The organism is Bradyrhizobium sp. RP6 (assembly GCF_003837805.1).
Taxonomy (GTDB): Bacteria; Pseudomonadota; Alphaproteobacteria; order Rhizobiales; family Xanthobacteraceae; genus Bradyrhizobium.
In genome coordinates this window covers 42,573-69,242 of record NZ_RQIT01000006.1, presented here as the reverse complement: position 1 = coordinate 69,242, position 26,670 = coordinate 42,573, and the positions used below count along the sequence as shown (strand labels likewise).

Below are 26,670 nucleotides of genomic sequence, written 5' to 3'. Positions count from 1 at the left end.
CCCTGCTCCCGCCGCCCCGGCCTTGCCTGGGCGGCGGTCTTCGTTCTGGGACGGTAAATCGTGGGGAACTGGCCGCAATCCCTTGAATCCGGGGGCCATCCGGGCCACCTTGCGCGACCCTGACGGCTTTGGTCATATCGGGGGGTTGATCCGGCTTTTCGGGGTCTTCGGTGCCGTGGCGCGCGTCCCGCCGCCCGGCCTTCTCAACGCTGTGTTTTCCTTGGGGATCGGGCGAGTAGTGCAATGAAGGTTACGGTCGAACGCGCGCAACTCCTGAAGTCGCTGGGCCATGTCCACCGCGTGGTCGAGCGCCGCAACACGATTCCCATCCTCGGCAACGTGCTGGTCCGCGCCGAGAACGCTAAATTGTCGCTGAAAGCGACCGACCTCGACCTCGAGGTGACGGAGACGCTGCCGGCGGAAACCGCCACTGCCGGTTCCACCACCGTCCCGGCGCACATGTTCTACGACATCGTGCGCAAGCTGCCCGATGGCTCGCAGATCGTGCTGGAGGCCGACGGCGACCGCGCCGTGCTGGCGATCCGCGCCGGCCGCTCGCGCTTCACGCTGCAGACGCTGCCGGAGAACGATTTCCCGGATCTGGCCGCCGGCGACATGTCGCACTCCTTCTCGCTCCCCGCCAAGGACGTCAAGCGGCTGATCGACCGCACCCAGTTCGCGATCTCGACCGAGGAGACGCGCTACTATCTCAACGGCATCTATCTGCACGCCGCCGGCACGCCCAAGGCCGCCACCCTGCGCGGCGTCGCCACCGACGGCCACCGCCTCGCCCAGCTCGACCTGGTGCAGCCCAAGGGCGCCGAGGGCATGCCCGGCGTCATCGTGCCGCGCAAGACCGTCGGCGAGGTGCAGCGCCTGATCGAGGACAGCGAGGCCGAAATGACGATCGAGCTGTCGCAGGCCAAGATCCGCTTCACCATCGGCAATGTGGTGCTGACCTCGAAGCTGATCGACGGCACCTTCCCCGACTACGGCCGCGTCATCCCGCAAGGCAACGACAAGGAGCTCGTCGTCGACAAGAAGGATTTCGAGAACGCGGTCGACCGCGTCTCGACGATCTCCAGCGAGCGCGGGCGGGCGGTGAAGCTGTCGCTGTCGCCCGGCAAGCTGGTGCTGTCGGTGACCAATCCGGATTCCGGCAGCGCGACCGAAGAGCTGGAGGTCGAATACGCCTCCGACGCCCTCGATATCGGATTCAACTCCCGCTATCTCCTCGATATCGCCGCCCAGATCGAAGGCGACGTCGCAACCCTGAAGCTCGCCGACCCCGGCTCGCCGACCCTGGTGCAGGACCGCGACGACAAGAGCGCCCTGTACGTGCTGATGCCGATGCGGGTGTGAGGGGCTTTTTCTCTTCTCGTCATGGCCGGGCTTGACCCGGCCATCCATCAAACAAGATGACTTATTGGGTGTACATCCTCGCCAGCAAACCCGGTGGAACACTCTATATCGGCGTCACCAACAATCTAGTTAGACGCGTTTATGAGCACCGCGAAGGGCTGGCAGACGGTTTCACCAAACGCTATGGGGTGAAGACCCTGGTCTATTTCGAGGCACACGACACGATCGCCGCTGCCCTCCAACGCGAACAGAACATGAAGCACTGGTCGCGCGAGTGGAAGATCGATTTGATCGTGAAGGGCAATCCCGCGTGGCAAGACCTATATGATGAAATTGCCCGCTGAAGCGGGCGATGGGTTGCCGGGTCAAGCCCGGCAATGACAGAAGTAACATGACCCCCTCCCGCATTCATCGCCTGACGCTGACGCATTTTCGCAATTATCGGGCCGCGGGGCTCGAGACGGCGGCTGACATGGTGGCGCTGGTCGGGCCGAACGGGGCGGGCAAGACCAATTGCATCGAGGCGATCTCGTTCCTGTCGCCGGGACGCGGCCTGCGGCGGGCGACGCTGGAGGACGTCGCCGACAACCAGGGCGACGGCTCCTGGGCGGTGTCGGCGCAGGTCGAGGGCGCGCTGGGGCTGGCGACGCTCGGCACCGGCATCGACGCGCCGCGCCCCGACGCGTCCGTCAGCCGGCGCTGCCGCATCGACCGCGAGCCGGTCGGTTCGGCCAGCGCCTTCGGCGATCACATCCGCATGGTGTGGCTGACGCCGGCGATGGACGGGTTGTTCATGGGTGCAGCCTCCGAGCGGCGGCGCTTCTTCGACCGCCTGGTGCTCGCCATCGACAGCGAGCATTCCAGCCGCATCAACGCACTCGAGCGCTCGCTGCGTTCGCGCAACCGCCTGCTGGAGACGCGCAACTACGACGACCATTGGTGTGACGCGATCGAGCGCGAGACGGCTGAGCTTGCGGTCGCGGTCGCGGCAACCCGCGGCCAGACCGCAGCAAGGCTCACCGGCATGCTCAACGCGCGCGCGCAGGAATCCGCCTTCCCCTCGGCGCAAATCGCGCTCGACGGCTGGATGGAGAACGCGCTGCTCGAGGAGACCGCGACCTCGGTCGAGGACCGCTACCGCCAGATCCTGCGCGACAACCGCCCGCGCGATGCGATTGCCGGCCGCACCACCGACGGCCCGCATCTCACCGATCTGCAGGTCATCTATGCGCCCAAGAGCATGCCGGCGCGCGATGCCTCGACCGGCGAGCAGAAGGCGCTCCTGATCGGGCTCGTGCTCGCGCATGCGACGCTGGTCGCCGAGATGACCGGCATCGTGCCGCTGCTGCTGCTCGACGAGGTGGTTGCGCATCTCGATCCGAACCGCCGTGCGGCACTGTTCGAAGAGCTGAAGAAGCTCGGCGCGCAGGTGTGGCTGACCGGTGCGGATCCTGCCGCCTTCACCGAGATCGGCGCGGGCGGCGAAGTCTTTGACGTCGAGAGCGGACGAGTCTCGGCCCGAAGCTAGGCCGCCACATTGAACCCGCCCGTTTCCATCAGCGACTAGCTGCTTGTGGCTGCTGGACGCCGCCATCGCGCAGGATTTCAGACACGCGCGATATCCTTTGGAGCAAGAGCATGGCGACGGTGGAGCGTGGGGCGCAAGCTCCGGCACGATGGCAGCTTGTTGCGTGCGGCCTCGCTCTCGTCGCGAGCTGCCTGCTCGCGGCAGGCGCCGGCGCCTTCGTGTCGAACCTGCCGCCGTTGTTCTCGGCCGCGCTCACGCTGGATCCCGCTGCCAAGCTGCCCGCACCGACCCGCTACACTTATCGTGGGATCCACACCACCGTGATGCCCGGCATCGAAGCTCCGCTCCGGACCAGGCTCGAAGCCCGCGTGCCCGCAGCGCTCAGTGACGTCCTCGCCTTCTATCGAGCCGAGCTTCGAAAGCTCGGCTGGCAGGAACGGCAGGATGACGCCGAGGTCACCGCCGATCGCGCGCGCCTCGCCTTCGTCTCCCCGATCGGACCGGCAACGCTGGAGCTCGAACGCAACGGCGGCAGCACCGCGGTCCGTCTCGCGCAGAAGAATTCGAATGTCGCGTCCCGGGCGAACGTCCTGCCCGAACCCGGCCAGGCGAAGCTGGTGTTCAGCAACATCGGCGAGAGCGAAGCCGTGCTCGAGATCAACGAGCGGAGCATCCCGCGACCAGCCGGCGCGAACGCCGTCGCGCTGGACCTCGTACCCGGCAAATACGCCTACAGGCTGGGCGCGCCGGGCCGTCCGGCCACGACGAGCGTGCTCACCGTCGCAGCTGGCGATGCCTGGGAGCTCACGGTCGGGCGCGACGGAGAGACGTGGCCGCCGCTCCAGCTGTATTGAACCGTGTCTGCTGTTCGCCCACTGCGCCTGTTGAACCTGACCGGTTCCTGCCGCGACTTCTCGTCTGAGGCCGCGCCGACGGTGTCGCAGCCTGCAATTGCGCGAGCATGACGACGCGCCAAGATCCGGGAGCTTTGACGATGCCGATGATCCGGCGCGGGGCGCAAGTCCCGGCAAGATGGCTGCTGCTTGCGTGCGTCATCGCAATGGTGAGCGCTCCACGTCCCGCGAGCGCAGCCGACGAGGGCATCGTCGACGTCCATGCCTTGCCGCGGATGGACGGCGCGGTGGAGGACACTTCGCGCCCGGACACCTACCGTGCGACGTACGCCGTGCCGACCGGGGTGGCAGCCACGTCGGAAGCCACGAGGAAGCTGCTGAGCGCGGACGGCTGGGTGCCCTATGTGTATCCGCTGGACGAGAAGAACTCCGCGCTGAACTTCAAGAAGGGACCGCAGGGGCTCCGTGCCTCCTTCACGCAGGCCCGCGGCCAGTCCGTCGTGTCCTACACGCCGAACCGGATCTATTCCAATGTGCCGTTTCCGGACGGCGCGACCGAACTCGTGTTCGACGAGACCCGGCCCTATCTCGGCTGCATCGCGCCCGGCGCGCTCGAGGCGACCTCGGCCTTCTTCGCCAAGGAGATGGCAACGATGGGCTGGCGGAAGCTCACGCCAGAGACGGCGGCGCGCTGGCCGAACGCCGATCTCGCCGAGACCGTCCCGAACGGCGTACGCGTCTTCTACGACCATCCCGACGGCGACACGACGCAGTTCTACAAGCAGAAGCCGGTCATGCTGACCCTGACACGCCGCGACGACGGCCGCACCAATGTCGAGATCCGGGTGGCGCCGTTCGCGCAGCCGGAGGTACTTCAGGCCGACGACGACATGGCCGGCCTGCCGCGGCCCAAGCCGACCAAATCCGCGCGGAGCCTGGGCAGCGCGAGCTCCAACAAGCGCGAGATGGCGGCAGCGGCGATGGCCGAGCTGCCTGCCGTGCTCGCCTTCTATCATCGCGAGCTCGCCGCGCGCGGCTGGCAGGAGGATGGCAGCGCGCCCCTCGCCCCCGGCGACGAGGTCGCGATCAGGATTTCCTCGGCGGAGGAAAACGGCGTGCTGCGACTCGGCCGCAAATACGATTTCACGATGATCAGCCTGACCGCGCAGGTGAAGGAATCGGCGCTTGCCGGCCGCGCCAGGGCGAAGAAGGAGGCCGACGAGAAGTTCCTTGGCGATGCGTTGGGTGCGGCTCAGCAGCTCATTGCCGCTGATGAGGCCAGGCGCAAGGCGCAGGCTGTCGCCCTATCCGATGCGCCGCTCAATGCGCTCGCCGACAGCAAGACGCCGGTGCCGCTGCCCGCGACTGCCGAGGCCGTGACGTTCGAGGGTGGCGACGGCCGGCTGGAATTCTCTTCGTCCTCGACCGTAAAGGCGCTCAGCACGTTCTACCGCACGACGCTGAAGACTGCGGGCTGGAAGGAGCAGCCCTCCGTCATCAACCAGCCCAACATGGCGGTGATGGCATTCTCCAGGGGCGGCAAGTCGATCTCGATGACCGTGATGCAGATGGGCCCGAAGGTGAAGGTCCGCGCCGACGGATCTGGCCTGGTGACGGAAGCGGCCAGGCCAGCGGCGAGCGCGGAGCTGCAGGCCAGATCCTCCGAGCCGCTCAAGCCCGATCCTGACTCCCCACTGCCGGTGCCGACGCAGCGTTCGTCGAAATCGCTGGCCACCACCAAGATGCCGGGCAGCGAGATGCCGTTCCGCCGCGAGTTGGCGGCCAGCATTCCCGCCCCGCTCGGCGACGTCCTCGCCTTCTACCGTGCGGAGCTGTCCAAGCTCGGCTGGCAGGAGAAGACCGATGGCGCGACCGTGTCCGCAGAACGCGCACAGATCGACTTCACCTCGCCGCAAGGCCCGGCCGTGCTCAAGCTCGGTCGCGCCAAGGGCGAGACCACGGTCAATCTGGCGCAGAAGAATTCGGATGCCGCGGCCAAGGCCGACATCGTGCCGAAAGCAGGCCAGGCGCGGCTTATGCTCGGAAATATGGGACCGAACGAGGCCTCGCTGACGATCAACAAGCAGACGGTGAAGATCGCGGCCGGCGCCGGCGGCCCGCAATCGCCGAAGGGCCCGATGCTCGACCTGCCGCCCGGCAAGTACCTTTACGCGCTGCGCCTGCCCGGACGCCGGGCCCGCACCGAAGCGCTGACCGTTGCGGCCGGCGAGGCCTGGGGCCTCCTGGTGGGGCCAGGCGGAGACGTGCTCCCGCTTCAGATGTACTGAGGCGCACCGCCTTCCAGCACGGCGTAGCGCACGGCCGGGCCTGCGGAACGCCTCCGCATGTCACGGCCAAGACTGTTCGGAACCACTTCCCGCCCCCGCAAAATCCACGTCTTGCAACGCCCGAAACGGCCCCTCGAATCGCGCTTTTTGCAGTGCCGGAAATCGCCCTCCAAAAGCCTTGAAAAGCGGCCTAAAAACCCTATCTGTTCAAAGGGTTGCCGGGAGATACTTTGCGCTAGGCGCAAGCGGTCTTTCATGGCACAAATAGCCCCGCAAATCAGCGCCTTTTGAGCCGCTGATTCGGGCGACATCTCGAAGGCCTCTCATGACAGAACCTGCTCGGCAGCCTGCTGCCGAAAACGAGCCCTCTACCGCGAGCGAATACGGCGCGGAATCGATCCGCGTGCTCAAGGGTCTGGACGCCGTCCGCAAGCGCCCGGGCATGTATATCGGCGACACCGACGACGGCTCGGGCCTGCACCACATGGTCTACGAGGTCGTCGACAACGCGATCGACGAAGCGCTCGCAGGCCATGCCACGCGCGTCGAAGTGATCCTCAATTCCGACAATTCCGTCACCGTGCGCGACGACGGCCGCGGCATTCCCGTCGACATCCACAAGGGCGAAGGCATCTCGGCGGCCGAGGTCATCATGACCCAGCTGCACGCCGGCGGTAAGTTCGACCAGAACTCCTACAAGGTCTCCGGCGGCCTGCACGGCGTCGGCGTCTCCGTCGTCAACGCGCTGTCCAGCAAGCTGGGCCTGCGCATCTGGCGCGACAACAAGGAGCACTATATCGAGTTCGCCCATGGCGATGCCGTCGCACCGCTGAAGGTGGTCGGCGATGCGCCCGGCAGGCGCGGCACCGAGGTGACGTTCCTGGCCTCGACCGAGACGTTCAAGAACGTCGAATACGATTTTGCCACGCTCGAGCACCGCCTGCGCGAGCTCGCTTTCCTCAATTCCGGCGTCAACATCATCCTCTCCGACATGCGTCATGCGGTCGAGAGGCGCGAGGAGATGCACTATTCCGGCGGCGTCGAGGAGTTCGTCAAATACCTCGACCGCAACAAGAGCCCGATCGTGCCGGCCCCGATCATGGTGCGCGCGGAAGCCAACGGCATCGGCGTCGAGGCCGCGCTGTGGTGGAACGACAGCTACCACGAGAACGTGCTGTGCTTCACCAACAACATCCCGCAACGCGACGGCGGCACGCATCTCGCCGGTTTCCGCGGCGCGCTGACGCGCCAGGTCAACGGCTATGCCGAGGCCAACGCCAAGAAGGAAAAGATCGCGCTGACGGGCGACGATTGCCGCGAAGGCCTTACCGCCGTGCTGTCGGTGAAGGTGCCCGATCCGAAATTCTCGTCGCAGACCAAGGACAAGCTGGTGTCCTCGGAAGTGCGTCCCGTGGTCGAGAACGTCCTCAACGAGGCGCTCCAGACCTGGTTCGAGGAGCACCCGAGCGAAGCCAAGATGATCGTCGGCAAGGTGATCCAGGCCGCGGCGGCGCGCGAAGCCGCGCGAAAAGCGCGCGAGCTGACCCGCAAGAGCCCGCTTTCCGTCTCCTCGCTGCCGGGCAAGCTCGCCGACTGCCAGGAAAAGGATCCGGCCAAATCCGAACTGTTCATCGTCGAGGGCGACTCGGCAGGCGGCAGCGCCAAGCAGGGCCGCAACCGCGAATTCCAGGCGGTGCTGCCGCTGCGCGGCAAGATCCTCAACGTCGAACGCGTGCGGCCCGACAAGATGCTCTCCTCGGAGCAGATCGGCACGTTGATCACCGCGCTCGGCACCGGCATCAGCGACGAATTCTCGATCGAGAAGCTGCGCTATCACAAGATCATCGTGATGACGGACGCCGACGTCGACGGCGCTCACATCCGCACGCTGCTGCTCACCTTCTTCTACCGCCAGATGCGTGAGATCATCGACGGCGGCTATCTCTATATCGCCCAGCCGCCGCTCTATAAGGTCAGCAGAGGCAAGTCCGAGCAGTACCTGAAGGACGAGCGGGCACTGGAAGACTATCTGATCGACACCGGCCTCGACGACTGCGTATTCCTTCCCGGCGCCGGCGGCGACCGCACCGGCCGCGACCTGCGTTCGCTGGTCGAGGATGCCCGCGTCGTCCGCAGTGTTTTGCGCAATTTGCACAGCCGCTACAATCGCAAGGTGATCGAGCAGGCCGCGATCACCGGCGTGCTGAACAAGGCGATCTACGGCGATCCGGAGAAAGCTGCGGCGGCAGCGCAATATATCGCCGGCCGCCTCGACAATCAGTCCGAGGAGGTCGAGCGCGGCTGGATCGGCCAGTACGTGGAAGGTCAGGGCTTCCGGTTCGAGCGCACGGTGCGCGGCGTCAAGGAAGCCGCCGTCATCGACGACGCCTTTCTCGGCTCGCTCGAGGCGCGCAAGCTCGACGAATACACCGTGAAGCTCCAGGACGTTTATGCCCGCCCCGGCAAGCTGAGGCGCAAGGACGTCGAGCACATGGTCTACGGCCCGGTCGACCTGTTCGAGGCCGTCACCGACGCCGGTCGCAAGGGCGTCACGCTCCAGCGCTACAAAGGTCTCGGCGAGATGAATCCGGAGCAGCTCTGGGAGACCACGCTCGACACCGACGCGCGGTCGCTGCTCCAGGTGAAGGTCAAGGAGGTCGACGAGGCCGACGACATCTTCACCAAGCTGATGGGTGACGTGGTCGAGCCGCGCCGCGACTTCATCCAGGAACACTCGCTCAGCGCGACGATCGATATCTAGGGCGGTTGGCTTCTGTCGGGTAACGCATTTCACTGACTCTACAACGCATTTGTCTGACTCAAATAACGCACAACCCTGACTCACCGGCTTGCTACCTGAGATAGATCGAGGTACGTGAACTTGGCGCGTCTTATAGTTGACCGCGCCTTTGCATTTTAAGCAATTCGTTTACCTAGCGGCGTCGGGGTCGCGCGGCGTTACGCCTTCAGCGGATCAACAGAATGGCCACTTTGTTTGATGTTGACGGGGAAAACCTTCATCTGGGGTACAAGAACCTATGCCGTGCGGAGTTTGCCGCTGAAAAGGAACTCGTTTCCCAAATAGACGAACTTTGGACGACTTACGCCCCCTACGCTGATCCCGATTTCAAGGACGGATTTGCTCGGGATCCGGACGGCCGCTTTTGGGAGATGTACATCGGCTGCTCGCTACTGAAAGCTGGGAAACAGCTCCTCCCGACAAGCGAGCGGTTGCTGAGAGGCGGCCAACCTGACATCTGCGTGCTCGAAGGTGGCAAAAAACTCTGGATCGAAGCGATTGCGCCTGATCGGGGCGTACCAGGCCCTGATCGCGTAACTGAGCTGAAGCCTCTCAATGAAGGTGGAGGCTTTGCCCCTGTTCCAGTTCGACAGGCACAGCTGCGCATCACCAGCGCGCTTTGGACGAAGAGCAACGTCATCACGCGATATCTTAAAGAGGGCGTGATCGGCAAAGATGATGTCCGGATGGTTGCCATCGGTGGCGGCAGATTTGGCGTCCAAATTCAGGATAATCGGCTTCCGCTCGTTCTTTCATCTGTATTCCCGATCGGCGCGGAATACGTCTCGATTGATAGAGCGACCGGCGAGCAAGTCGGTCAGGGATTTGAGACTTCGCTCGAGATCGCCCGTGAGGGCGACCCGATCCCGCGCACAGCCTTTCTTGACGGCCCCTTCGGACATATCTCAGGAATAATTTGGTCACGTGTTAGCATTGGAAACATGTCTCGCGACCAGCGCCCTTTGACCCTGGTCCACAATCCTAGAGCCGAGATCGCGATGCCTCAGAAATGGGGAGTGTGGGACAGAGAATATGTGGCTGTCGAAGCGGATGGTCGATGGACAGCGACAGATGTTCTCGCAGGACCAGAAAATCCGTGACCTGATGATCCTGACCCGGGGCCACACTAAGGCGCTAGTCGACTGTGACACGGGCTCGCCTGTGCTTATTGACGAAACTCGGAGGTTGGAATGGGTGAGGCGAAGCGGCGAAAGGCCGCAAAATCTGACAAAGCCGCTGCAGCGCTTATGCAAGATATCGGCGTGCCGGTACCAGCCATGTTTCCGCTGGACGGTGATCAGAATGTCATCCGGACGGCGCTCATCACCGCCGGTCGCGTCCGGATGGATCTGGTTGAAGTCGCCCGCAGATTGATAGCGCAGGACCCCGACGGAAAGGTCAACGCAATCCTCGGCTTAACAAAGCATCGCGCATACGGGCAAGCGGATTCTCTCAACGGCGACATCGCAAGTTCTCTTCAAATCGCTTGTCGCCAAGGCTGCTCATTCTGCTGCCATCAGAACGTCGAAGTTTCCATAGCTGAAGCCATTTTGATTGCCGTTGAGATGGGCCTCTCGGGAAACAAGCAAGGTGACATCCTCGACCAATGCGCGGAGGAGATGGCCAACCTAGATGACCTTGCGCGGGCCAAAACGGGCAAGCCTTGTCCGCTGCTCGATGCGACCGGAAGCTGCTCAATTTATGAGGTGCGCCCACTGGCGTGCCGCAGCTATTTTGCTCCTGATGCAGCGAACTGTAAGGCTGCTTTCGATTCGGCAGTCCACGGCAATGGAGAGGTAAGACCCGTGTCTCACGGAATGCCGCAGATCATGGGATGCGCAGTGCGTGGTGGCGTGAACGGCATGCTCAAGGATCTTGGCCTTCAGCATGATGATGTCGATCTCATTTCAACGGTCGCAGCCATCAGGAAAGATCCCGGAATTATCGACCTTTGGGCGAGGGGTGAAAATTCATTCGTGGCTCGCGTCTCGGACGCCGAAAGGCCCACCATTAAGGTGAACGGCACTTGATGGCGCGTGATACTCGCCCCGTTGCCGCCTGGATGCGACCGAGCAGGACCGGCTGATGTGCAATCTCTACTCGATGACCAAGAACGTCGACGCGATCCGGCGCCTATTTGGCGCGCTGAACAGCCAGGTCGGCAACCTGCCATCGCTGCCGGGCATCTTCCCGGACTATCCCGCGCCGATCGTACGCAATGTCGCCGACGGCCGCGAAATCGTCATGGCGCGGTGGGGCATGCCATCCTCCTCGAAAGCTCTATTGGACGCCACTAAGAAGCGGGCCGAAAAGCTGGAGGCCAAGGGCAAGACAGTAGCCTTCAAGGAGCTGCTCCGGATGGAGCCGGACGGCGGCACCACCAATATCCGCAACGTCAGCAGCGCGCATTGGAAGCGCTGGCTTGGGCCGGAGCACCGCTGCTTGGTGCCATTCACCTCGTTCTCGGAGTACGACACCATTGACGGCAAGAAGGTGCCGGTCTGGTTCGCTCCCGATGAAGGCCGCCCCCTGGTCGCGTTCGCAGGCCTCTGGACGAAATGGACCAGCGTCCGCAAGGCGAAGGAAGGCGAGATCACCGCGGACGTCTTCGGCTTTCTGACGTGCGAGCCCAATGAGGAGGTGAAGCGGGTCCACCCGAAAGCCATGCCGGTGATCCTCACTATGACGGAGGAATACGACGTCTGGATGCGCGCCCCGTGGGACGAGGCCAAGGCCCTGCAGCGTCCACTCCCTGACGGAGCGCTGAAGATCGTGGCGACAGGCGACAAAGAAGATCCCGCTTTGGCCGCCTGATTGACCTTGTGCACAGGGGCGGAACACGTGGACAAGACTTGGTCCCCCAATTGCGAATCCCTGGCCCGCGCTAATCGCCGGGAACGACGAGGCGGCGGAAGGATTCGCCTCGGCAGGAGCTATTGCGATGCTAATGTTGAAGGAAAGGCGACCCGCGTTCCGGACGCTGCGCGGCTGGGCCATCTCGGTGCTGCAAGAGGCGGGCGCCATCCGCCAATGCGAGGAGCACGGTTGGATGCGGGACCGAGCCGACCCGCACGCCCGCGAACGAGCCCTTAGCATCGCCCGTCGGGACCCACCGCCGGACGTCTCACCAGATGGGGCCGTCGCTGAGATCCGGGATGTGCTGGATTCGATCGGTGACACCTGCCCCGAGTGCCGATCCGGAGACGAGCTGGACTGCTGAAGGGCGCGACCGCGAGCCAGGAGACGAGCGCAATTTGCCTACAAGATCGGGACGGCAATCCTCTTCCGAGCCTAGCCGTTGGCCGCGAACAAGTCCCACCTGCCCGGCAATCCCTTGAGCTCATATGAACCGCGCTCGCTGAAGCGCAGCCCGGCGCTGGCGACGAGATCGGTCACCACACGCGAGACCAGAACCTCGTCAGGCCCGGATTGCGACATGACGCGGGCCGCGGCATGAACCGCGATGCCGCCGATGTCACTCCCCCGCACCTCGATCTCTCCGGTATGCAGACCAGCCCGCACCGGCAAACCGATCTGGCGCGCAGCATTGCTGAACGACAGGGCGCAGCGGATGGCCCGGCCCGGCCCGTCGAAGGTCGCGAGCACGCCATCACCGGTGGTCTTGACCAGATTGCCTCGGTGCCGCTCAATGAATTGACGCGCGAGCTCGTCGTGCTGATCCAAACGGCTCCGCCACCGCTGGTCGCCGATCTCGGCGGCCTGTCGCGTGGAATCGACGATGTCCGTGAACATGACGGTTGCGAGAATCCGATCCAGGTCAGTGTCTCCGGCATCACGATGCCCCGTGATGAACTCCTCGATATCGCCGACCACCGTCTCGTTATCTCCGGTCCAAAACGCGTGATCTCCGGTCGGATATTCGATGTACTTCGCACCGGGGATTTCCTCCGCCATGCGTCGGCCCAGGGCGACCGGCACCTGCTTGTCAGTCGCCCTGTGCAGTACCAGCGTGGGGGCCCGGACGCACGGAAGAATGCCGGTGACGTCTATCCGGCGGTTCGAGATGATGTAGGCCTTGATGGCGCCCGGACTGCTCGCCAGCTTCTCGAACTTGGCGATGCGCGCGACAGCCTCCGGATTCGAGGCATCACTCGCGAAGACGTTCCCCAAAAACGCTCCATTACCCGGATCGGCCCGTTACCCATTACCTGGTAGGCGATGCTAAAATCGCCGCTCTGCGCATATTGCGTCTCGGGCAATCCTAGTTCGGCCACGGCCAGCCCCGCTGCTTCCTTGGTCTGGGCGAACTATTGAACATATCGCACAGAAGATCAACGGAACCGTCGGATCTGCGCGTTCGATCAAAAGAGAGCGGCCGGCGGAGCGAGCCCGCGTTCTACGCCGATTTCCGCCGCACCCCAGCCGCCTGCTTCTTCGCGGCGGCCTCCTTCGCCGGCTTCTTGCCGGCGATCGACATCAGCATTTCCTTCTGACCGCCCGACGCCTTCTTAGGCTTCTTGGCGGGCCTCTTCTGCGCCGCCGTCTCCGCCGTAGCGCCGCCCACGCTCTTGCGCAACGCGTCCATCAGATCGACGACGTTCTCGCCCTTCGGCCGCTCTTTCGGACGGATGACCTTGCCGGCGCGTTTCTGGTTGATGAGTTCGACGAGCGCACTCTCGTAGTGATCCTCGAATTTCTCAGGATCGAAGCGACCCGCTTTCTGATTCACGATGTGCTTGGCGAGGTCCAGCATGTCCTTCGTGACCTTCACGTCCTGGATCTCGTCGAAATACTCAGCCTCGCTGCGCACCTCGTACGGGTAGCGGAGCAGCGTGCCAACGAGGCCCTTGTCCATCGGCTCCAGCGCGATGATGTGCTCGCGGTTGGTCAGCACGACCCGCCCGATGGCGACCTTGTCCATCTCGCGGATGGTCTCCCGGATCACGGCGAAGGCGTCGTGGCCGACCTTGCCGTCCGGACGCAGGTAATAGGACCGGATCAGGTAGCGTGGGTCGATGTCGGACCTGTCGACGAACTCGTCGATCTCGATGGTGCGCGTCGACTCCGGCGCGATCTCCTCGAGCTCGTCCTTCGTCACCTCGATGAACTGGTCCTTCTCGAGCTGGTAGCCCTTGACGATGTCCTCGTTCGGCACCTCGTCGCCGGTGTCGGCATCGACCTTGAGGTACTTGATCCGGTGGCCGGTCTGCCGGTTCAGCTGGTTGAACGAGATCTTCTCGGACTCGGACGTGGCCGGATAGAGCGCCACGGGACAAGTGACGAGGGACAGACGCAGGAAGCCTTTCCAGTTGGCTCGGGGGGCCATGTACGCAGAACTCCGGTTCGAGGCGGCCTGGATTCAAGACGAACGAGGGTGGCTGGTTCCGACACGCCAGTCGCCATCCCCGAGATTCATCCGGCGTCGACTGCCGCGCCATGGGAGTTCGGGAGAGGGCCTCTTGTCTCCTTTAGAACGAAACAGGAACATAATTGAATGAAAGCTGCCTCCGACCAGACAGAGCCCATCGTCCGAGACCTGGAAGCGGCCGCCGACCAGGCGATCACGACCTGCGGCGGCGATGCCCGAGAGGCGGTGAAGGCGCTCATCGTGGCCAACGACTTTCTCGAGGCCCAGCTCGACGGGCTCCGGAAGAAGGTCTCGACGGGCTACGCCCGGGGACGGCTTCCAGGACGCGCGAACAGAGGGGGTGACCCAAATGACTGACTTGACCTACTACGTCGCTCTACCGTTCGTTTTCTCCGACGACGGCGTGGCTGCCGGCGAGCCGGCGGAATGCCTGAGCGCCAACGCCGCGGTCTTGCGGGCCGAGGCCCTGTCCCGGAAGCCTGGCCACGCCGGCGCCATCGCGTTCTCGCGGACGGGGGATCCCTCCAGCGGCGACTTCAGCGACGCCAAGCTGATCCGGAAGTTCGGCGACGTGCCGGACGATCTCAGCGTCCTATGAAGCTCGACTGGTCCGCAACGAGATCGCCCGCATGCGTGGGCAGATCCGCGCTTAGGAACGCGAGATCCAGATGCTGCAGCGGGCCGGCGTCGCGACCCCCTCGGCCGAGTTCTTGCTCACGCGGATGCGGGCGAAGGTCGATGACCTTTGCCGCGGACGGGACGCTCTCCGGAGGGCGGCGTCCGCCTGACGTCCACCTGCCGAGGGGCCGACGGGGCGACCGCCCTCACCTTGACTTGCCGGACGTGGAATACTCAACTGCGCCGGTTCAGCGTGCTGCGGGGTGGCGTCATGGAGCAGGAATTCTATCAGGGTCTCGCCCATCGGGTCCGAAACATCGCCGAGAAGGCCGACCCGTTCACCAGGCGGCGCCTGCTCGACCTCGCCAAGCGATACGACGCGAAGGGCGGTCAGACCTCCCGCCCCGCTGCGACCGAGCGTCCCTTGCCAACACCGCGCACGACGCCGCCGGCATCGATCTTCTCCGGACCAGGCGAAGCCTGAGGGCTCGCGGCAGGGACGCCGCCCGCCCACTCTTCCGGCAACGGATCGTCCTCGGTCAGCTTGGTCTCGAGCCGTAGGCTGTTCAGTTTCGCGCTCCGGTGCCGAAACCGCGTGCCGCGCATCAGGACGAACTTGAAGCGGCCGGCGATCAGCATCTGCAGGATCGGCGTCAGGGCATCCCAGGGAATGCCGATGTTTCCCAGCACGCCGTCCGGACCGAGGCTGAGCGAGCCCAGCGCGATCGGCGCCAGCTCCTTGCGCTTCTCTTCCACAAGCTCGGGAGATGGCAAGAGCGAGATCTCGACCCTGTCGGTCCTCAGGCCCGCCGGCGTCCTCAGCCGGCCCTTCACCTGCAGGTGGCGGAATTCGTGGTAGGGATCGATCGGCTGCCGCTCGCTGTTTAGCGAAAACGAGTAACCCCAATCCCAGCCGTCGATCTCGACGAGGTAGTCGACGATCTCCTCGATCCGCTTGCGGCGCCGCTTTCGCTTCACAGCTTTCAATGACTTCGGCTCCTCAACCATCGTGGCGATCTCCTTCGCTCCGAGGGGACGGCGAGAATCGCCGAGCCGACATCCACGGCGAACCTAGGCCGGCGCCCGCGCACAGCGGACTACAATCGAAATCCGATCAGTCAAAATTTAGCAATCTCCCGGACGGACGATTCAAGGATTCGAATTATCATCAGTTTATGAGCATCACCATTCACGCCCTCTTCGCACGTCCCGCACCAGGTCCCGTACAGTCCTTAATCTAGGGACCGCGCGCTTCAGCGCAGATTCAGGACCATCTTCTGATCTCACCGAAAACACGCGAGCACACCTGCCCGCGATAACACCCTTGCCTACAGGGGACGACGTCGCTCGTCCCGAGGTGGGCGCCTGGAGAGACCATGGCCACTGCCCCGATGCGCGTCAGCGCCCCTCAATCACCCTACCGGGATTGCGATATCGCGATTTTGGACCCCGAGGATGCACAAGAGTCGGCAAGAGCCTTGTGCACTGACGTTAAGACCGGAGTGGTCGTCGGCGCCCCACCGATCGCGCCGCGCAGCAAGGATGAAATCACACCCGACGAAGTCATCCGCATGATTGGGGGCACCTACCGTTTGGCGGCGATCGCCGTCGACATTGGGACGGAGGAGCTGAGAAAGCAGACGCGCCGCATCTCGGAGGCGACGGCGCTTGTGGCGTCGCCGACTTCGAAAAAAGCCTAGGTCAATCGACTTCGTTGCCATGTGCTGGCCGAGCCTCTGAAGCATAGCGCGGCCGATCACCCTTTTTGGTTCCTAGCGATGGTGACGAGGCACCAATTGCGGAGGTTATCGCCATCAGTCTACTGAAATCGGCTGAATGGGTCATCAAGTCTCTCAAAGAGCTGGCGCGAAGCGCCGCATCCGCATGCGCATACCCGGCGCGCACGATCAGCTTTTGAGTATCGGTCGGATACCGCGTGAGCCTGGTTGGCGCGGCCGCGGCTATGTCACTGTCGGCCTTGGTGAAATCTAGAGGATTGCCGACGTTGTAAGCGGCGACCGGATCGTTGATACCCCAGTAAACGACGTTTCGGGCGCCACTGGCGTGAAGTCCGCGCAGCATACGCCTCCTCATGTTGATGCCCTGCTGGAGCGCGATGTTCGTCGTGCGGACGGCTTGCGACAGCCAATTGGATCTCGGCGAAGGTAGGCCGGAAGTCAGCGCCCCGCCATCGCTGACCAGAATTGTGCGATACCGCTTCCAGACCGGCTCGAGCCCGAGATTGTCGTAGATTCCTCCGTCCGTCAGGCAAAGGCTTCGAGAGAAATTCTCTCCGGAAAGATCGGCCCCTTCAGTCGCAACGATCAGATCCTGTGGCGGTTTTACGTAGAGTGGAGACAGATATGGCGGAAACGCTGCCGAAGCCCCCACCGCTATCGAGACCTTCAGGCTGGGTTTGTCCCACCGCCCCACTCTCCAATCGGCGGCGTATTCCTTCGCAAAGCGCCACAGCGTGCCGGTTTGGAGGCTGGTTGCGGTGAACGAGAATCGCGGTGAATCCGGCAGGTCCTGAAGGGTTGCCTCATGGAAGAGCGACCTATCGTAGACCCGCGCAGCCAGGTTCGCCGCACTCAAGAAGGGTAGAAGCCCAGCGCCGATCGCTGGAACGTCGACTCGCTTTTGAGCGAGCGCGATCAGTGGAGCGGCAACGAGCTGGTCCAGATTGACCGCCACGCCCGCCTCGTCGAAGTTCAGGCGCTTCCAGGCGACCGCCAACGCACCGGCTGCGATCGACCCGCCGGAGACGCTGGCGATGCGAACGAGGCGCGGCAGCAACCCGAGTTCGTTCAGACGCACGAAGGCGCCGAGATGAAACAACATGGCTCGGAATCCGCCACCGGATAGGCAGAGCCCGATGCCGTCCTCCAACTTGCCGGCCCCGAGGAAGTCGGGGCCGGCCGCGTCAGCGCCGACGGGTGTGGAGATCGTGACCTCAGCCATTGCGCCTGCTCAACTCGGCTTCGAGCGCTTCGAGCGTCGCCCCCATGCAGACGCGGATCCCGTCATCCCCGACGATGATCATCAATGCCGGGCAGCCGTCAGAGGCGAGGCTCTTGGTCAGCCACAGGATCTGCGTCAGATCGACATCGCTGGGATCCGTCGGGTAGTCGCGGGGATGAGAATGCCATTCTCCGATGTAGCGCACCTGATCAAGCGTCTGCGCCATGGCCGCGAAGACCCGCTCCTTGAGGCCGCCGGTACCCCTCTCGAAAAACGCTGGCGACCCGCGGCTGCCTCGCGGCGCGTCCCACGCATCCACCACGTCGATACGCTTGGCGAAGACGTCGATGACGCCCATCAGCACGCCGCCCGTCTCGCTGGGGAGCTTCGCCGCGCGCATCTCCATGAGCCGGCGCTCGACCTTGGGGCTGACGTACACGTCCCAGAGCGAGCGATGTCGCGTCGGCGGCTCGAGAACCGGCGTTGCGACATGGACCGTGCCAGTTTCGGACATGGACCAAATGCGCATCAGTGCGTCATCTCGGTCCAGGACGGTCGAGAGGGCCGTCGCGGTCAGCCCGGTCAAGGTGGCCGCGCGCGATGCCGGAATGCGGTTCGTCACCGAACGGCAGGCTCCCGCATAGACGATCGTGCTCGCGGACTGAGCAAGATGATCGACCAGATTCGGATTCGTCAGGACCTCGCCATAGTAGGCGGCCTCTAGGGCACGCAAATCGAACTCGCCCGCGCGGTCCTGAACCATCAAAACCGACGCATTGCCTGCGGGATTGAAGAACGCGCTCGCACGACGCGCGTTCACGCCGAGGTCCGAGATGGCCCGCGCCACCGGAACCGAGGCGGAGGTGTCGATGATGACGTCGGTCGCCTCGAGCGCCTGGGTCAGTTCGGCTTCGTGCGGCTCCAGGAAATCTGCGACGATGGCCTTGGTGCCGATACCCGCTCTTATCGATTCCAGGCGTCCAGCGACATGCTGTGCTTTGAAGGCTCCGTATGAATTAAGACCCAGGGTGTGGCGGGCGAGATTGTGCGGCAGCAGGTGGTCGGAGTCCACAATGGTCCAGGCGAACCGCCCCTCGCGGACCAGCATTTCGGACAAGCCCGAACCGATCGCTCCTGCGCCGACCATGACGGCCTTGCGGATATCTGGTTCTCCCAGACCCGACATCGTCGCAGCCAACTGTTGGTCAAACTCCGCGTGCACAGACGCGGTCAGAAGCGGTATCGACCGGAGCATCTCTTCGTTCGCTGCCGCCGGGGGTATTCGACGGACGAAGCCGGCAGGATTGCCCACTTCGGATTCATTCCCATACAGGCGCCCAAGAGCCACGCCGATCACCCCCACGGACCGTTGCGTCACCAGCGCAACGTGGTCGGCGCGGCTGATCTCGCCGCTGTTGGGGTCCAGCATGGGAACGGTGACGACCACGGCGAGCTGCGACGCGAGGCGGAAAGCGTCACGCCTGTCTATGCCAGCCCACACGTCGATCTTGGCGGACAGATCCGCGGCGAGATCGATTCCCTGGCCCGAGAGCTCGGCGCAGAGCTCCGCGAGATTGGCCGGAACGTGTCGGAGCCGTCGCATGTGCTGCGCGGGAAGAGAATATGAGCTCACGACGATGCCGCCGCTCTGGACCGCCTTGTGGCGCTCCGGCGAATAGACCTGCGCTATCACGACCGGTCGCCCGCGCATCGAGTTGATGAAGCCGACCAGGTCGGGCTGTTCCGCCGCCGTCGGCGTCAATACCGCCCGCGGCACGATGAGCTCGAAGCATTGCCCGGTGAAGAATGGGTCCGGAGCGCGGCCGACGTCGTGGAGCTCGCCCATTCCGGCGCGCTTGAACCAACTGACGATCCTGAAAAGCAGTTGACCGGAGGTGTAGGTCTGCCTTGCCTCCACCCAGGGACGGTCATCGATGCAGATGCAGGCGGGAATTTCCGCAGGGACCCAATTTTGGTGCGGGGTGTCGGGAAAATCGGACCTCAGCGCGAGCACGATGGGCGCGACGCCCTCACCGGGGAACAGGACCCCGACCGTCTCCACCTTGAGCAGGGGATAGGCCGGGCGCTGCGGCCGGCCGGTCTGGACGGCAACCACCAGAAGCTCGGAGGGGCCATTGCGGCGTGCTCCGACGATCTCGGCGACACCCTCTGCGTACCCAGCGGCAAATCCCACCAGGCTAACGGCCAGGGTGTTTTGGAGAGCCGGGGGGTCGCACGGCTCTCCCCAGTTTTGCAGCCAAGGATGCAGCATGTCAGCCGGCCCGGGCCGAGGTGGATGTGATCGTCCCGATGACCGTCGGCGCCACAACTTCGAGCCGGATCCCTCGGCTGGTGATTTCGATCACGATCGGCTTGGGCGAAGTCCTGTTCGGACTCTCCATGGTGACCTTGAACTCGCCGTCCTTGGCGTCGAGCACCCGACGGTAATAGTTCGCCGCCTGGCGGTGGGGCGGCTGCACGCTCTCGTCTTCCTTGGACCCTTTCGTGGGGATCGGGTCGCTCGGCGAGACGATGACGCAAACATCCCGCCCCTGCGTTTCGAACAACCACTGCACGTCTGGCACTGGGACCGTTTCGTCGACCCCGCGATCGGAGCTCAGCGACAGATAGGAGCAGTGATGAAAGAGCTTCAGGATGTCCCACAGCAACCGGCTTTCGTGCCCATGCCGTTTGGTGGTCTGAACGATCTTCGACAGCGTGTCGTAGTCGACGTCGGAGCCGCAGATCGCATAGGTGTCGTTGCCGCCCTCGTTGAACGTCACCTGGAAAACGATCGAGTCCTGGTTGCGGTCTTCGACTTCGCGCTCGTTGACCCGCCATGCAAACGGCGAGTGCACGAAGAACTCGGCCTTGGCGCTGCCGGCCTTGCTGAAGCCGGGCACAAGCTGGCCGGCATCGACGATGCAGTGTGCACGGTCCGCCACCTTCAGACCGCGGGCTGCAAGGAAGTCGTGCAGGCGCTCCGGACGGGAGAAGACCTTGATACCCTTGCCCTTCTCAAGCCGGTATCGCGCTTCCTGGCGGATGATGCGCGCGTCGCCGTCGCAGCCTTCTTCGGTGATCACTGCGGCGGGGACCCACATTTCGTTCATCTTTATGCGATCTTTGGACTGGTATTTGGCCCCGTGACGAAACCAGAAGAATTCGGACGCCCCCTTGATGTGATCGGTGTCGAGGTGGGTGAAGCAAGCGACATCGTAGTAGTCGCGCCCCGCGTCATCGAGCGCCTGCTTCAAAACGGCCGGCAGATCGCACCGCGGGTCGGAATCATCACCCGGGGTCCGCATGTTGGCGTAATCGACCAACACAGTCTGGCCGTTGGCCAGGTCGATCAGGGTGGTGTCGGCATTGCCGATCGGGAAAAACGTCATCTTGGCAGTCATTTGAGCTCCTGTCCGGCCTTGCCGGGGGTTAGAGATGTGGCATCATCTCCTTAGGCGCGCCGACCGGCGTGACGCGGACAGCCGATTCTTCGTCTCTGACATAGAGAATCTTTGTCCGCGTCACGCCTTTCGCTGCGCCTAAGCCAATGTCGATCGCAGGAACCCAAATGCCGACTTCGGCTCCGCAGGACGCTAATGACGGCGAAACCGATGTCGCCGGCGAAATCCTTTCGCCGGACGAGATCCGGCTCGTCATCTCCGCCTTTAGCGATCTGGACTGGTTACGGGTCAAGAAAGCCGCCATGTATTTCGCCAAACGCTGCGGGCGCGACTGGGAAGAGCTTCAGAACGAAGCCCTGATGCGTAGCCTGGCTGGGGACCGCAAGTGCCCGAGGCATGTCGCAGTACCGACGTTCCTCGGCAACGCGATCCGCAGCATCGCGTCGGAACGCAACGAACTCGACGGCCACGCTCCGCTGACGGACGCGATTGAGGCGGAGCAGAGCAGCCCAGCCGGGCTTATCGACATCAGCAGGCCGAGTGACCCGGCGGCCTCCACGCTGGAGGCCCAGAAGCTCCTTGCTGAGGTGATCGCGCTGTTCGACGGCGACACGACGTGCGAGACCCTGTTCGAGGGTTCTCTGGAGGGAATGGAAGGCCAGGAACTTCGTGAGCTTCTCGGTCTTTCGGAAAAGGAGTTCGATTCGAAACGCCGGCTCCTCAGACGGCGACTGAACAGCTATGCCGAAAGGAATCCCCATGTCCGATGACGGCATTAACAACAAAGCCAAGGCTAAGTTGGCCCGCATGGACGACCTGGTCATGAACGATCTGTTCGCCATCTCAGATGACGAGTTGCTCGCCGAAGCGATGGAAGATGGCATCGACGTTGCCGCGGTCGGGGCGACCGGCCGAGAAGCATTTGAGCGAGCGGTGCTCGCAGCGGGAAAGGTCAAGCTTCAGCGCATTCGCGAGGAGATGGCGTCCGACGCAAAAAGAAGGGTGGTGCCCATCAACGCCAAGGCGGCACGCTCCGAGTTGCAGGGAATACTTTCGCGAAATCGTGACGCAGCAAGCAAATTGACAATGGCCGCGCGTAATCAATCTGGCGAGGTTGAGGATGACGATGGAATACTGGAAGATTTCATCGAACTAGGCGCCATAAAAAGAACAGAGAACGACGAGAATTCTGGATGAGCTACTCGGCGCCAGAGCGCTTACTGCGATCTCTTGGAATCGAAGAGCCGCAGGATATCGATTTAGAGGCTGTAGCCTGGAGCCTTGGCGCCAAAGTCAAATACAGGCCTCTGAAGTCTTGCGAGGCCAGAATCTGCGGTTGCGCAGACAGGGCGATCATCACGGTCGACTGCACCAAAATGCCCCGGCGCCAACGCTTCTCCGTAGCGCATGAAATCGGGCATTGGACCCATCATCGCGGTCAGCTTCTCGTCTGCCGAGCGACCGATATCGGCAGCTTTGGCGGCTTCAGAAAGGGCGCTTTCAGTCCGGAGTTCGTTGCGGACCAATTTGCCTCGGAGCTGCTCCTCCCGGGCTATATCTTGATGCCGATCTTGACGCAGTTCAGGGCGTTGAACCTGAAGACGGTCACCGAGATTGCCAATGCCTTCAAGGCGAGTAGGACAGCCACGGCAATCCGTTTGATCCAGAGTAACCGTTTCCACGCCATGCTGGTGTGTCACGGCGAAAAGGGAAGGCGATGGTTCTTGCGCCCCCCATGCGTGCCGGACCGCTGGTTTCCTCAAGACGACCTAGATCGTGACAGCTATGCGTTCGACACGTTGTTCGGATCCAGAGTCGAGCAGACCCATCCCCGCAAAATAGGCGCCGACGCATGGTTCGACCGCCGGGAGGCGGAACGATATGAATTGCTGGAGCACACGTTTCCGCTGCCGAACAACGAGATACTGACGCTGCTGACCTTTACGGACGGCGATATGATGGAGGAGCAAGATACCTCCTGGTCGTACCGCCGTCGCTAGACCGCTTCGCAACGGAAATCAGATGCGCTACCAAGTTCTCATCGACGACAACTTCCACTATCAAGACGAATCCGAGCGCGTTAAGCACGGCGTCTTCGCCACGCCCGAGGAAGCAGTCGCCGCCTGTCGATCAATAGTGGACGAGTACCTCACCGACGCCTTCAAGCCGGGGATGACGGCTGATGCCCTCTTCGAGAGCTACACGTTGTTCGGTGAGGACCCCTTTATCGTCCCGGACGGCCCGGGGGATGCAACGATCAAGTTTTCCGCTTGGGACTACGCTCGCCAAAGATGCGCCGAAATCCCGGCAGTCTGACGAGAGGACGGGCGGTTCAGCGAGGCTTCGGACGGACCTTCGGCGCGAATGCGACGGTAACCTTCCTTGATCGCCCCTTCCGCTGCGCCTGTTGGACTTCGGTGACCCCTCGATTGGGCCGTGACTCCTCCGGCTTGATGACTAAGGGCTTTGGATTGGAGGCATTGGCCTTGTGTGTTCGCCTAGACCCCTGATTCTCACCATTCCGGACTATCCTGCTGCCGGACTCGCTGTCTTGCTTCAACGCCTGAAGAGCGGCTCTCTCCACCAGTGACAACGGTGGGTTGGGAGCCCTAGCAGTTTGCTTTTGTTTGGCCCATTTGGGCAGCTTCTTGCCGAACCAAGATGAATTCCTTGGGTGAATGATCGTGCTGCCTCCGCTGTAGTGCCCCTTCCTGCTCATGGCTCTCCCCAGGTTGTCATGCCAGCTCCTACTGCTCAGAACGCTCCCGCTCGCCCCACCCCCGCGACAGCCGCTGCTTCACGTCGTGGCGAGCCAAGACTTTCTCGCAAAGCTCCCATCGGTCGCCCTTCGGCGTCACGTCGCCAGCGTACCTGAGGTCAAACGCGTTCGCCCTGGTTCGGCGCTCCGTGTATTCCCTGAGTCGCTCCTCAAGCTCTTCCTCATCTTCGATCCAGTCGTCGTCGATGACGTCCGGTAGCGTACCGAATATGTCGAAGCGGTTCCGCATTCGCTCGGAGAGCTTGGCGTAGACCTTCTCGTCGACCGTCTGCTGCGCGACGCCGTGGTAGAGCAGGTTGAGCATGTCGACGCGATCCCGACGCTGCCCGAAGCGCTTGATGCGGCCGATCCGCTGCTCCAGCCGCGAAGGATTCCATGGCAGGTCGATGTTGATGAGGGTGCCGAGCGTCTGCAGGTTTAGGCCTTCGCAAGCCGCGTCGGTCGCAACCACCAGCCTGATCGTCCGGTCCCTCACGGCGCGCTTGATCTGCTCGCGCTCAACGCTTTTCCATTCGCCGCTGATGTACATACCGGACTTGCCGGCGCCGGCGTAAACCGCGATCGGCTCGCCCGGGATCCGCTGCGTCAGCGCCTCACCCACCCATTTCGCCGTGTCGAAATACTGACTGAAGACGATGCAGCCCTTCGGCAGCCAGGGGTCCGGTCGCTCCAGAAGATAGTGCAGGACCGCATCGAGCTTCGGGTCTGTCGGGTGCGGCGACAGGACGTCGATGATCGCCTGAAGCTGCCGGACCTCCTCGCCCACGAAATCCAGGTTCTCATCGCCGAGCTCCAGTTGCATCTCCTCGTCGTCCAGCACGCGGCCGGAAAGGAGCTTTTCGGCCGTAGCCAGGCCGCTGGCATAGCTGGAGCACAGCCGCTGCAACATCAGGCTTCGCATGAAACCGGCCGACTTCTTCCTCTTGCTGAGGGCTTGGGTGAACTTCTCCGCGGCCTGGTAGGCCGCGTCGAATGAGCTCGAAGTCCGGAGCCCCAGCCCGTCGAACATCGGCGGCATGTGGGCGCCCGGCAGCGGGTGGATGTCCACGGGAATCTTGGGGATGAGCCCGAGATCCTCGAGCGTCGACCGTTTGCGCAGCACGACGTGCCGGACGACGGGGTTGTTGCGCTGGAAGAACCCCAGGGAGCTTCGCGGAGTCAGGACATCGTCTATGAACTGGTCACGGCAGAACTGGTCGTCGATGTCGCTGAACGCGACCGATGAGACGAAGCGGTTCTTGGGGAGGCCGACCGCGTCGCGCATCAGCCCGAAGATTACCTCGCTCTCGGCCGCTGCGGGGAGCGGGTTCCGGAAGAGACCCCAAGCCTCGCGTTCCTCTGTGACTTGCCGCTTGCCACTGATGACAGGGACGCTCTTCTCGGCGGATCGCCAATCGCTCCAGGCATCGCCCAGGACGTACTCGGCGCCCATGCCGAGGACCTTCAGGAGATCCCAGAGGTCATCCACGTCGGTTTGGATCGGGGTAGCGGTGCCGAGCAGCACGTGGCGTGCCCTCTTCGCGATTTCGTGCATGAAGGAGAGCAGGTTGTTCGGCGTCCGCTCGTCGGTATCCATGTCGTCCTTGCCGCGCGCACGGTGCGCCTCGTCCAGGATGACCATGCCGAAGGCTTTCGACATCAGCAGCCGGCGCTCCTCGGTGCTGTGAAAGATCAGGCCCGTCGAGACCAGCGCGATCTGACGCGGGCACTTGGTCACACCCTCCGGACCGATCGACGGCATCGGAATCTCGTCTGGATCCAAGCGCCAGGCCTTTTCCGAGGACAACCAGACCGCCGACGGGATGTTGAGTTTGTCCTTGAGTTCGATCTGCCACTGGGTGGTGAGGGTCGCGGGGCACAGGATCAGCACGGGCCCGTCCCCTAGGAGTGCCGAGACAAGGGCGGCGCCGGCGAGCGACAGCGTCTTCCCGACCCCGACCTCGTCGGCCAGCAGCAGTCTGACGTCGCCGTAGGTCTCCCTGTGCTCCAGAAATAGGCTGACGAAGGCCCGCTGCCATGGCATGAGCTCTTCGCCCTTCCGGTAGATGTCCGCTTCGACGAGAGCGGCCGGGGCCACCTCCTCTGGCTTCAGGTCATCGAGCTGGACCTCCACGCGCCGCGCGCTGCGGCCGATCTCCTCGACGATCGCATCTGGAAGCGGCTTCCCCCGTCCCCAGAGGGCCTCGAACTCCTCCTCCACCCAGGCCACGCCGTCGGCGGAAGTGTCCTCCCAGACCATTTCGTAGTTGCTCGACCAGCCTTCCCGGGTCTCGTTGAGGCTGCCCATGAAGGCCGACGCGGCGCCGTCCGGGCGGCGGATGACGCCGGCCTTGCCGTGGACGAAGGGGGCGTCCCGCCGCGAGACCACCCTGATCTCGACGTTGCCACGCGTCAGGATCTCATAGAGCCGTTTATAGCGGGGGCGACGGAAGAAGCTCTCGACGGCGTCGTCGACCTCGTTCCACTTCTCCTTGAGGAGCTGCTCGCGCGCCTTCTGGGCGGCGTCGATATCGAACTGATCGAGGTCCGAGTTGCAGACAATTCTGACCTTGCCGATCGTCTCGATTTCCTCGTTGATCAGGTCGAAGATCGACGACCGGAAGTAGCCGGCGATCCGGAGATACTCCGAGGCGCCCTGAAGCTGGTCCTTCAGGTAGACGTGGGAGAGCCGGTGAAGCCGGGACGAGAAGCGCTGCAGGTTGCCGCCCCCGACAAGGCTGGTCGAGCGGCCAGGCACCTCCATCTCC

General features: G+C 63.5%; 25 protein-coding genes. 18 read left to right on the top strand and 7 right to left on the bottom strand.

The features are described 5' to 3' along the window. Positions 1-243: 243 nt before the first annotated feature. The 10 genes from dnaN to EHH60_RS38050 all read left to right on the top strand — a co-directional run bounded on the left by dnaN (position 244) and on the right by EHH60_RS38050 (position 12,052). The gene (gene dnaN, locus EHH60_RS14560) at positions 244-1,362 is read left to right on the top strand and encodes a DNA polymerase III subunit beta (RefSeq protein ID WP_124160156.1); all 1,119 of its coding nucleotides are present in this window, start codon (positions 244-246) and stop codon (positions 1,360-1,362) included. A gap of 56 nt (positions 1,363-1,418) precedes the next feature. Then, positions 1,419-1,706: a GIY-YIG nuclease family protein gene (locus EHH60_RS14555; RefSeq protein WP_124160155.1), complete on the top strand. Its 288-nt coding sequence runs from the start codon at positions 1,419-1,421 to the stop codon at positions 1,704-1,706. Between the two features lie 47 nt (positions 1,707-1,753). Then, positions 1,754-2,890 (top strand): DNA replication/repair protein RecF, encoded by a 1,137-nt coding sequence (gene recF, locus EHH60_RS14550; protein ID WP_124160154.1) that lies wholly within the window; start codon positions 1,754-1,756, stop codon positions 2,888-2,890. Positions 2,891-3,000: 110 nt separating this feature from the next. Then, positions 3,001-3,744 carry a hypothetical protein gene (locus tag EHH60_RS14545; RefSeq protein WP_124160153.1) on the top strand — a complete coding sequence of 248 codons (744 nt, stop codon included), beginning with the start codon at positions 3,001-3,003 and terminating at the stop codon, positions 3,742-3,744. A gap of 140 nt (positions 3,745-3,884) precedes the next feature. Next, positions 3,885-6,032 carry a hypothetical protein gene (locus EHH60_RS14540; RefSeq protein ID WP_124160152.1) on the top strand — a complete coding sequence of 716 codons (2,148 nt, stop codon included), beginning with the start codon at positions 3,885-3,887 and terminating at the stop codon, positions 6,030-6,032. A gap of 325 nt (positions 6,033-6,357) precedes the next feature. Further along, positions 6,358-8,793 (top strand): DNA topoisomerase (ATP-hydrolyzing) subunit B, encoded by a 2,436-nt coding sequence (gyrB, locus tag EHH60_RS14535; RefSeq protein ID WP_124160151.1) that lies wholly within the window; start codon positions 6,358-6,360, stop codon positions 8,791-8,793. A 221-nt stretch (positions 8,794-9,014) separates the two neighbouring features. Continuing rightward, positions 9,015-9,932: a hypothetical protein gene (locus tag EHH60_RS14530; RefSeq protein WP_124160150.1), complete on the top strand. Its 918-nt coding sequence runs from the start codon at positions 9,015-9,017 to the stop codon at positions 9,930-9,932. A gap of 90 nt (positions 9,933-10,022) precedes the next feature. Then, complete coding sequence (locus EHH60_RS14525) at positions 10,023-10,862, top strand: YkgJ family cysteine cluster protein (RefSeq protein ID WP_124160149.1); 840 nt, start codon at positions 10,023-10,025, stop codon at positions 10,860-10,862. Positions 10,863-10,917: 55 nt separating this feature from the next. Then, complete coding sequence (locus EHH60_RS14520; RefSeq protein ID WP_124160148.1) at positions 10,918-11,646, top strand: SOS response-associated peptidase; 729 nt, start codon at positions 10,918-10,920, stop codon at positions 11,644-11,646. A 127-nt stretch (positions 11,647-11,773) separates the two neighbouring features. After that, the gene (locus tag EHH60_RS38050; RefSeq protein WP_124160147.1) at positions 11,774-12,052 is read left to right on the top strand and encodes a hypothetical protein; all 279 of its coding nucleotides are present in this window, start codon (positions 11,774-11,776) and stop codon (positions 12,050-12,052) included. A 71-nt stretch (positions 12,053-12,123) separates the two neighbouring features. Here EHH60_RS38050 and EHH60_RS14510 read toward each other — a convergent pair whose 3' ends face one another. Both EHH60_RS14510 and ku read right to left on the bottom strand, forming a co-directional pair. Further along, positions 12,124-12,963, bottom strand: a complete 840-nt coding sequence (locus tag EHH60_RS14510) for an adenylate/guanylate cyclase domain-containing protein (protein WP_199751469.1) — start codon at positions 12,961-12,963, stop codon at positions 12,124-12,126. A gap of 226 nt (positions 12,964-13,189) precedes the next feature. Next, the gene (gene ku, locus EHH60_RS14505; RefSeq protein WP_124160146.1) at positions 13,190-14,119 is read right to left on the bottom strand and encodes a non-homologous end joining protein Ku; all 930 of its coding nucleotides are present in this window, start codon (positions 14,117-14,119) and stop codon (positions 13,190-13,192) included. A gap of 168 nt (positions 14,120-14,287) precedes the next feature. On the opposite strand from ku, the gene EHH60_RS14500 reads away from it, so the two are divergent. The 3 genes from EHH60_RS14500 (at position 14,288) to EHH60_RS38045 (ending at position 15,263) form a co-directional block, all read left to right on the top strand. Next, positions 14,288-14,518, top strand: a complete 231-nt coding sequence (locus EHH60_RS14500) for a hypothetical protein (RefSeq protein ID WP_124160145.1) — start codon at positions 14,288-14,290, stop codon at positions 14,516-14,518. Next, complete coding sequence (locus tag EHH60_RS14495; protein ID WP_124160144.1) at positions 14,511-14,759, top strand: hypothetical protein; 249 nt, start codon at positions 14,511-14,513, stop codon at positions 14,757-14,759. Before EHH60_RS14500 ends, EHH60_RS14495 begins: the two co-directional genes overlap by 8 nt. Before the next feature lie 291 nt (positions 14,760-15,050). Beyond that, a complete protein-coding gene (locus EHH60_RS38045; protein WP_124160332.1) occupies positions 15,051-15,263 on the top strand; it encodes a hypothetical protein in 213 nt (70 codons plus the stop codon). On the opposite strand, the gene EHH60_RS14480 is transcribed toward EHH60_RS38045, so the two are convergent. Next, positions 15,170-15,787 (bottom strand): hypothetical protein, encoded by a 618-nt coding sequence (locus EHH60_RS14480; protein WP_199751468.1) that lies wholly within the window; start codon positions 15,785-15,787, stop codon positions 15,170-15,172. The two genes, EHH60_RS38045 and EHH60_RS14480, sit on opposite strands and share 94 nt — an antisense overlap. 368 nt (positions 15,788-16,155) lie before the next feature. Between EHH60_RS14480 and EHH60_RS14475 the strand changes: the two genes are divergently transcribed. Further along, positions 16,156-16,479: a hypothetical protein gene (locus EHH60_RS14475; RefSeq protein ID WP_124160143.1), complete on the top strand. Its 324-nt coding sequence runs from the start codon at positions 16,156-16,158 to the stop codon at positions 16,477-16,479. Position 16,480: 1 nt separating this feature from the next. Here EHH60_RS14475 and EHH60_RS14470 read toward each other — a convergent pair whose 3' ends face one another. From EHH60_RS14470 to mblB, 3 genes are read right to left on the bottom strand one after another with little or no spacing between them, the layout of a single operon-like run. Further along, entirely contained in the window at positions 16,481-17,740 is a 1,260-nt protein-coding gene (locus EHH60_RS14470) for a patatin-like phospholipase family protein (RefSeq protein WP_124160142.1), read from the bottom strand. Beyond that, a complete protein-coding gene (gene cap2-3, locus EHH60_RS14465) occupies positions 17,733-20,012 on the bottom strand; it encodes an anti-phage 6A-MBL system cap2_3 protein (protein ID WP_124160141.1) in 2,280 nt (759 codons plus the stop codon). Before cap2-3 ends, EHH60_RS14470 begins: the two co-directional genes overlap by 8 nt. A gap of 1 nt (position 20,013) precedes the next feature. Then, entirely contained in the window at positions 20,014-21,144 is a 1,131-nt protein-coding gene (mblB, locus tag EHH60_RS14460; protein WP_124160140.1) for an anti-phage 6A-MBL system MBL-fold protein, read from the bottom strand. A gap of 167 nt (positions 21,145-21,311) precedes the next feature. Here mblB and EHH60_RS14455 point away from each other — a divergent pair, with 167 nt between their 5' ends. From EHH60_RS14455 to EHH60_RS14440, 4 genes are read left to right on the top strand one after another with little or no spacing between them, the layout of a single operon-like run. Beyond that, complete coding sequence (locus EHH60_RS14455) at positions 21,312-21,914, top strand: hypothetical protein (RefSeq protein WP_124160139.1); 603 nt, start codon at positions 21,312-21,314, stop codon at positions 21,912-21,914. Beyond that, on the top strand, positions 21,904-22,341 hold the full coding sequence (locus tag EHH60_RS14450) for a hypothetical protein (protein WP_124160138.1): 438 nt from the start codon (positions 21,904-21,906) through the stop codon (positions 22,339-22,341). Before EHH60_RS14455 ends, EHH60_RS14450 begins: the two co-directional genes overlap by 11 nt. Continuing rightward, positions 22,338-23,144, top strand: a complete 807-nt coding sequence (locus EHH60_RS14445) for an ImmA/IrrE family metallo-endopeptidase (RefSeq protein WP_124160137.1) — start codon at positions 22,338-22,340, stop codon at positions 23,142-23,144. Before EHH60_RS14450 ends, EHH60_RS14445 begins: the two co-directional genes overlap by 4 nt. A gap of 22 nt (positions 23,145-23,166) precedes the next feature. Further along, the gene (locus EHH60_RS14440) at positions 23,167-23,460 is read left to right on the top strand and encodes a hypothetical protein (RefSeq protein WP_124160136.1); all 294 of its coding nucleotides are present in this window, start codon (positions 23,167-23,169) and stop codon (positions 23,458-23,460) included. 431 nt (positions 23,461-23,891) lie between these two features. On the opposite strand, the gene EHH60_RS14435 is transcribed toward EHH60_RS14440, so the two are convergent. Further along, on the bottom strand, positions 23,892-26,666 hold the full coding sequence (locus EHH60_RS14435) for a phospholipase D-like domain-containing anti-phage protein (RefSeq protein WP_245454496.1): 2,775 nt from the start codon (positions 26,664-26,666) through the stop codon (positions 23,892-23,894). Positions 26,667-26,670: the final 4 nt, after the last annotated feature.

Bases quoted from the DNA above. Each gene is read 5' to 3' on its own strand.
- dnaN (WP_124160156.1), top strand. From the start codon at position 244: ATGAAGGTTACGGTCGAACGCGCGCAACTCCTGAAGTCGCTGGGCCAT.
- EHH60_RS14555 (WP_124160155.1), top strand. From the start codon at position 1,419: ATGACTTATTGGGTGTACATCCTCGCCAGCAAACCCGGTGGAACACTC.
- recF (WP_124160154.1), top strand. From the start codon at position 1,754: ATGACCCCCTCCCGCATTCATCGCCTGACGCTGACGCATTTTCGCAAT.
- EHH60_RS14545 (WP_124160153.1), top strand. From the start codon at position 3,001: ATGGCGACGGTGGAGCGTGGGGCGCAAGCTCCGGCACGATGGCAGCTT.
- EHH60_RS14540 (WP_124160152.1), top strand. From the start codon at position 3,885: ATGCCGATGATCCGGCGCGGGGCGCAAGTCCCGGCAAGATGGCTGCTG.
- gyrB (WP_124160151.1), top strand. From the start codon at position 6,358: ATGACAGAACCTGCTCGGCAGCCTGCTGCCGAAAACGAGCCCTCTACC.
- EHH60_RS14530 (WP_124160150.1), top strand. From the start codon at position 9,015: ATGGCCACTTTGTTTGATGTTGACGGGGAAAACCTTCATCTGGGGTAC.
- EHH60_RS14525 (WP_124160149.1), top strand. From the start codon at position 10,023: ATGGGTGAGGCGAAGCGGCGAAAGGCCGCAAAATCTGACAAAGCCGCT.
- EHH60_RS14520 (WP_124160148.1), top strand. From the start codon at position 10,918: ATGTGCAATCTCTACTCGATGACCAAGAACGTCGACGCGATCCGGCGC.
- EHH60_RS38050 (WP_124160147.1), top strand. From the start codon at position 11,774: ATGCTAATGTTGAAGGAAAGGCGACCCGCGTTCCGGACGCTGCGCGGC.
- ku (WP_124160146.1), bottom strand. From the start codon at position 14,119: ATGGCCCCCCGAGCCAACTGGAAAGGCTTCCTGCGTCTGTCCCTCGTC.
- EHH60_RS14500 (WP_124160145.1), top strand. From the start codon at position 14,288: ATGAAAGCTGCCTCCGACCAGACAGAGCCCATCGTCCGAGACCTGGAA.
- EHH60_RS14495 (WP_124160144.1), top strand. From the start codon at position 14,511: ATGACTGACTTGACCTACTACGTCGCTCTACCGTTCGTTTTCTCCGAC.
- EHH60_RS38045 (WP_124160332.1), top strand. From the start codon at position 15,051: ATGGAGCAGGAATTCTATCAGGGTCTCGCCCATCGGGTCCGAAACATC.
- EHH60_RS14480 (WP_199751468.1), bottom strand. From the start codon at position 15,787: ATGGTTGAGGAGCCGAAGTCATTGAAAGCTGTGAAGCGAAAGCGGCGC.
- EHH60_RS14475 (WP_124160143.1), top strand. From the start codon at position 16,156: ATGGCCACTGCCCCGATGCGCGTCAGCGCCCCTCAATCACCCTACCGG.
- EHH60_RS14470 (WP_124160142.1), bottom strand. From the start codon at position 17,740: ATGGCTGAGGTCACGATCTCCACACCCGTCGGCGCTGACGCGGCCGGC.
- cap2-3 (WP_124160141.1), bottom strand. From the start codon at position 20,012: ATGCTGCATCCTTGGCTGCAAAACTGGGGAGAGCCGTGCGACCCCCCG.
- mblB (WP_124160140.1), bottom strand. From the start codon at position 21,144: ATGACTGCCAAGATGACGTTTTTCCCGATCGGCAATGCCGACACCACC.
- EHH60_RS14455 (WP_124160139.1), top strand. From the start codon at position 21,312: ATGCCGACTTCGGCTCCGCAGGACGCTAATGACGGCGAAACCGATGTC.
- EHH60_RS14450 (WP_124160138.1), top strand. From the start codon at position 21,904: ATGTCCGATGACGGCATTAACAACAAAGCCAAGGCTAAGTTGGCCCGC.
- EHH60_RS14445 (WP_124160137.1), top strand. From the start codon at position 22,338: ATGAGCTACTCGGCGCCAGAGCGCTTACTGCGATCTCTTGGAATCGAA.
- EHH60_RS14440 (WP_124160136.1), top strand. From the start codon at position 23,167: ATGCGCTACCAAGTTCTCATCGACGACAACTTCCACTATCAAGACGAA.
- EHH60_RS14435 (WP_245454496.1), bottom strand. From the start codon at position 26,666: ATGGAGGTGCCTGGCCGCTCGACCAGCCTTGTCGGGGGCGGCAACCTG.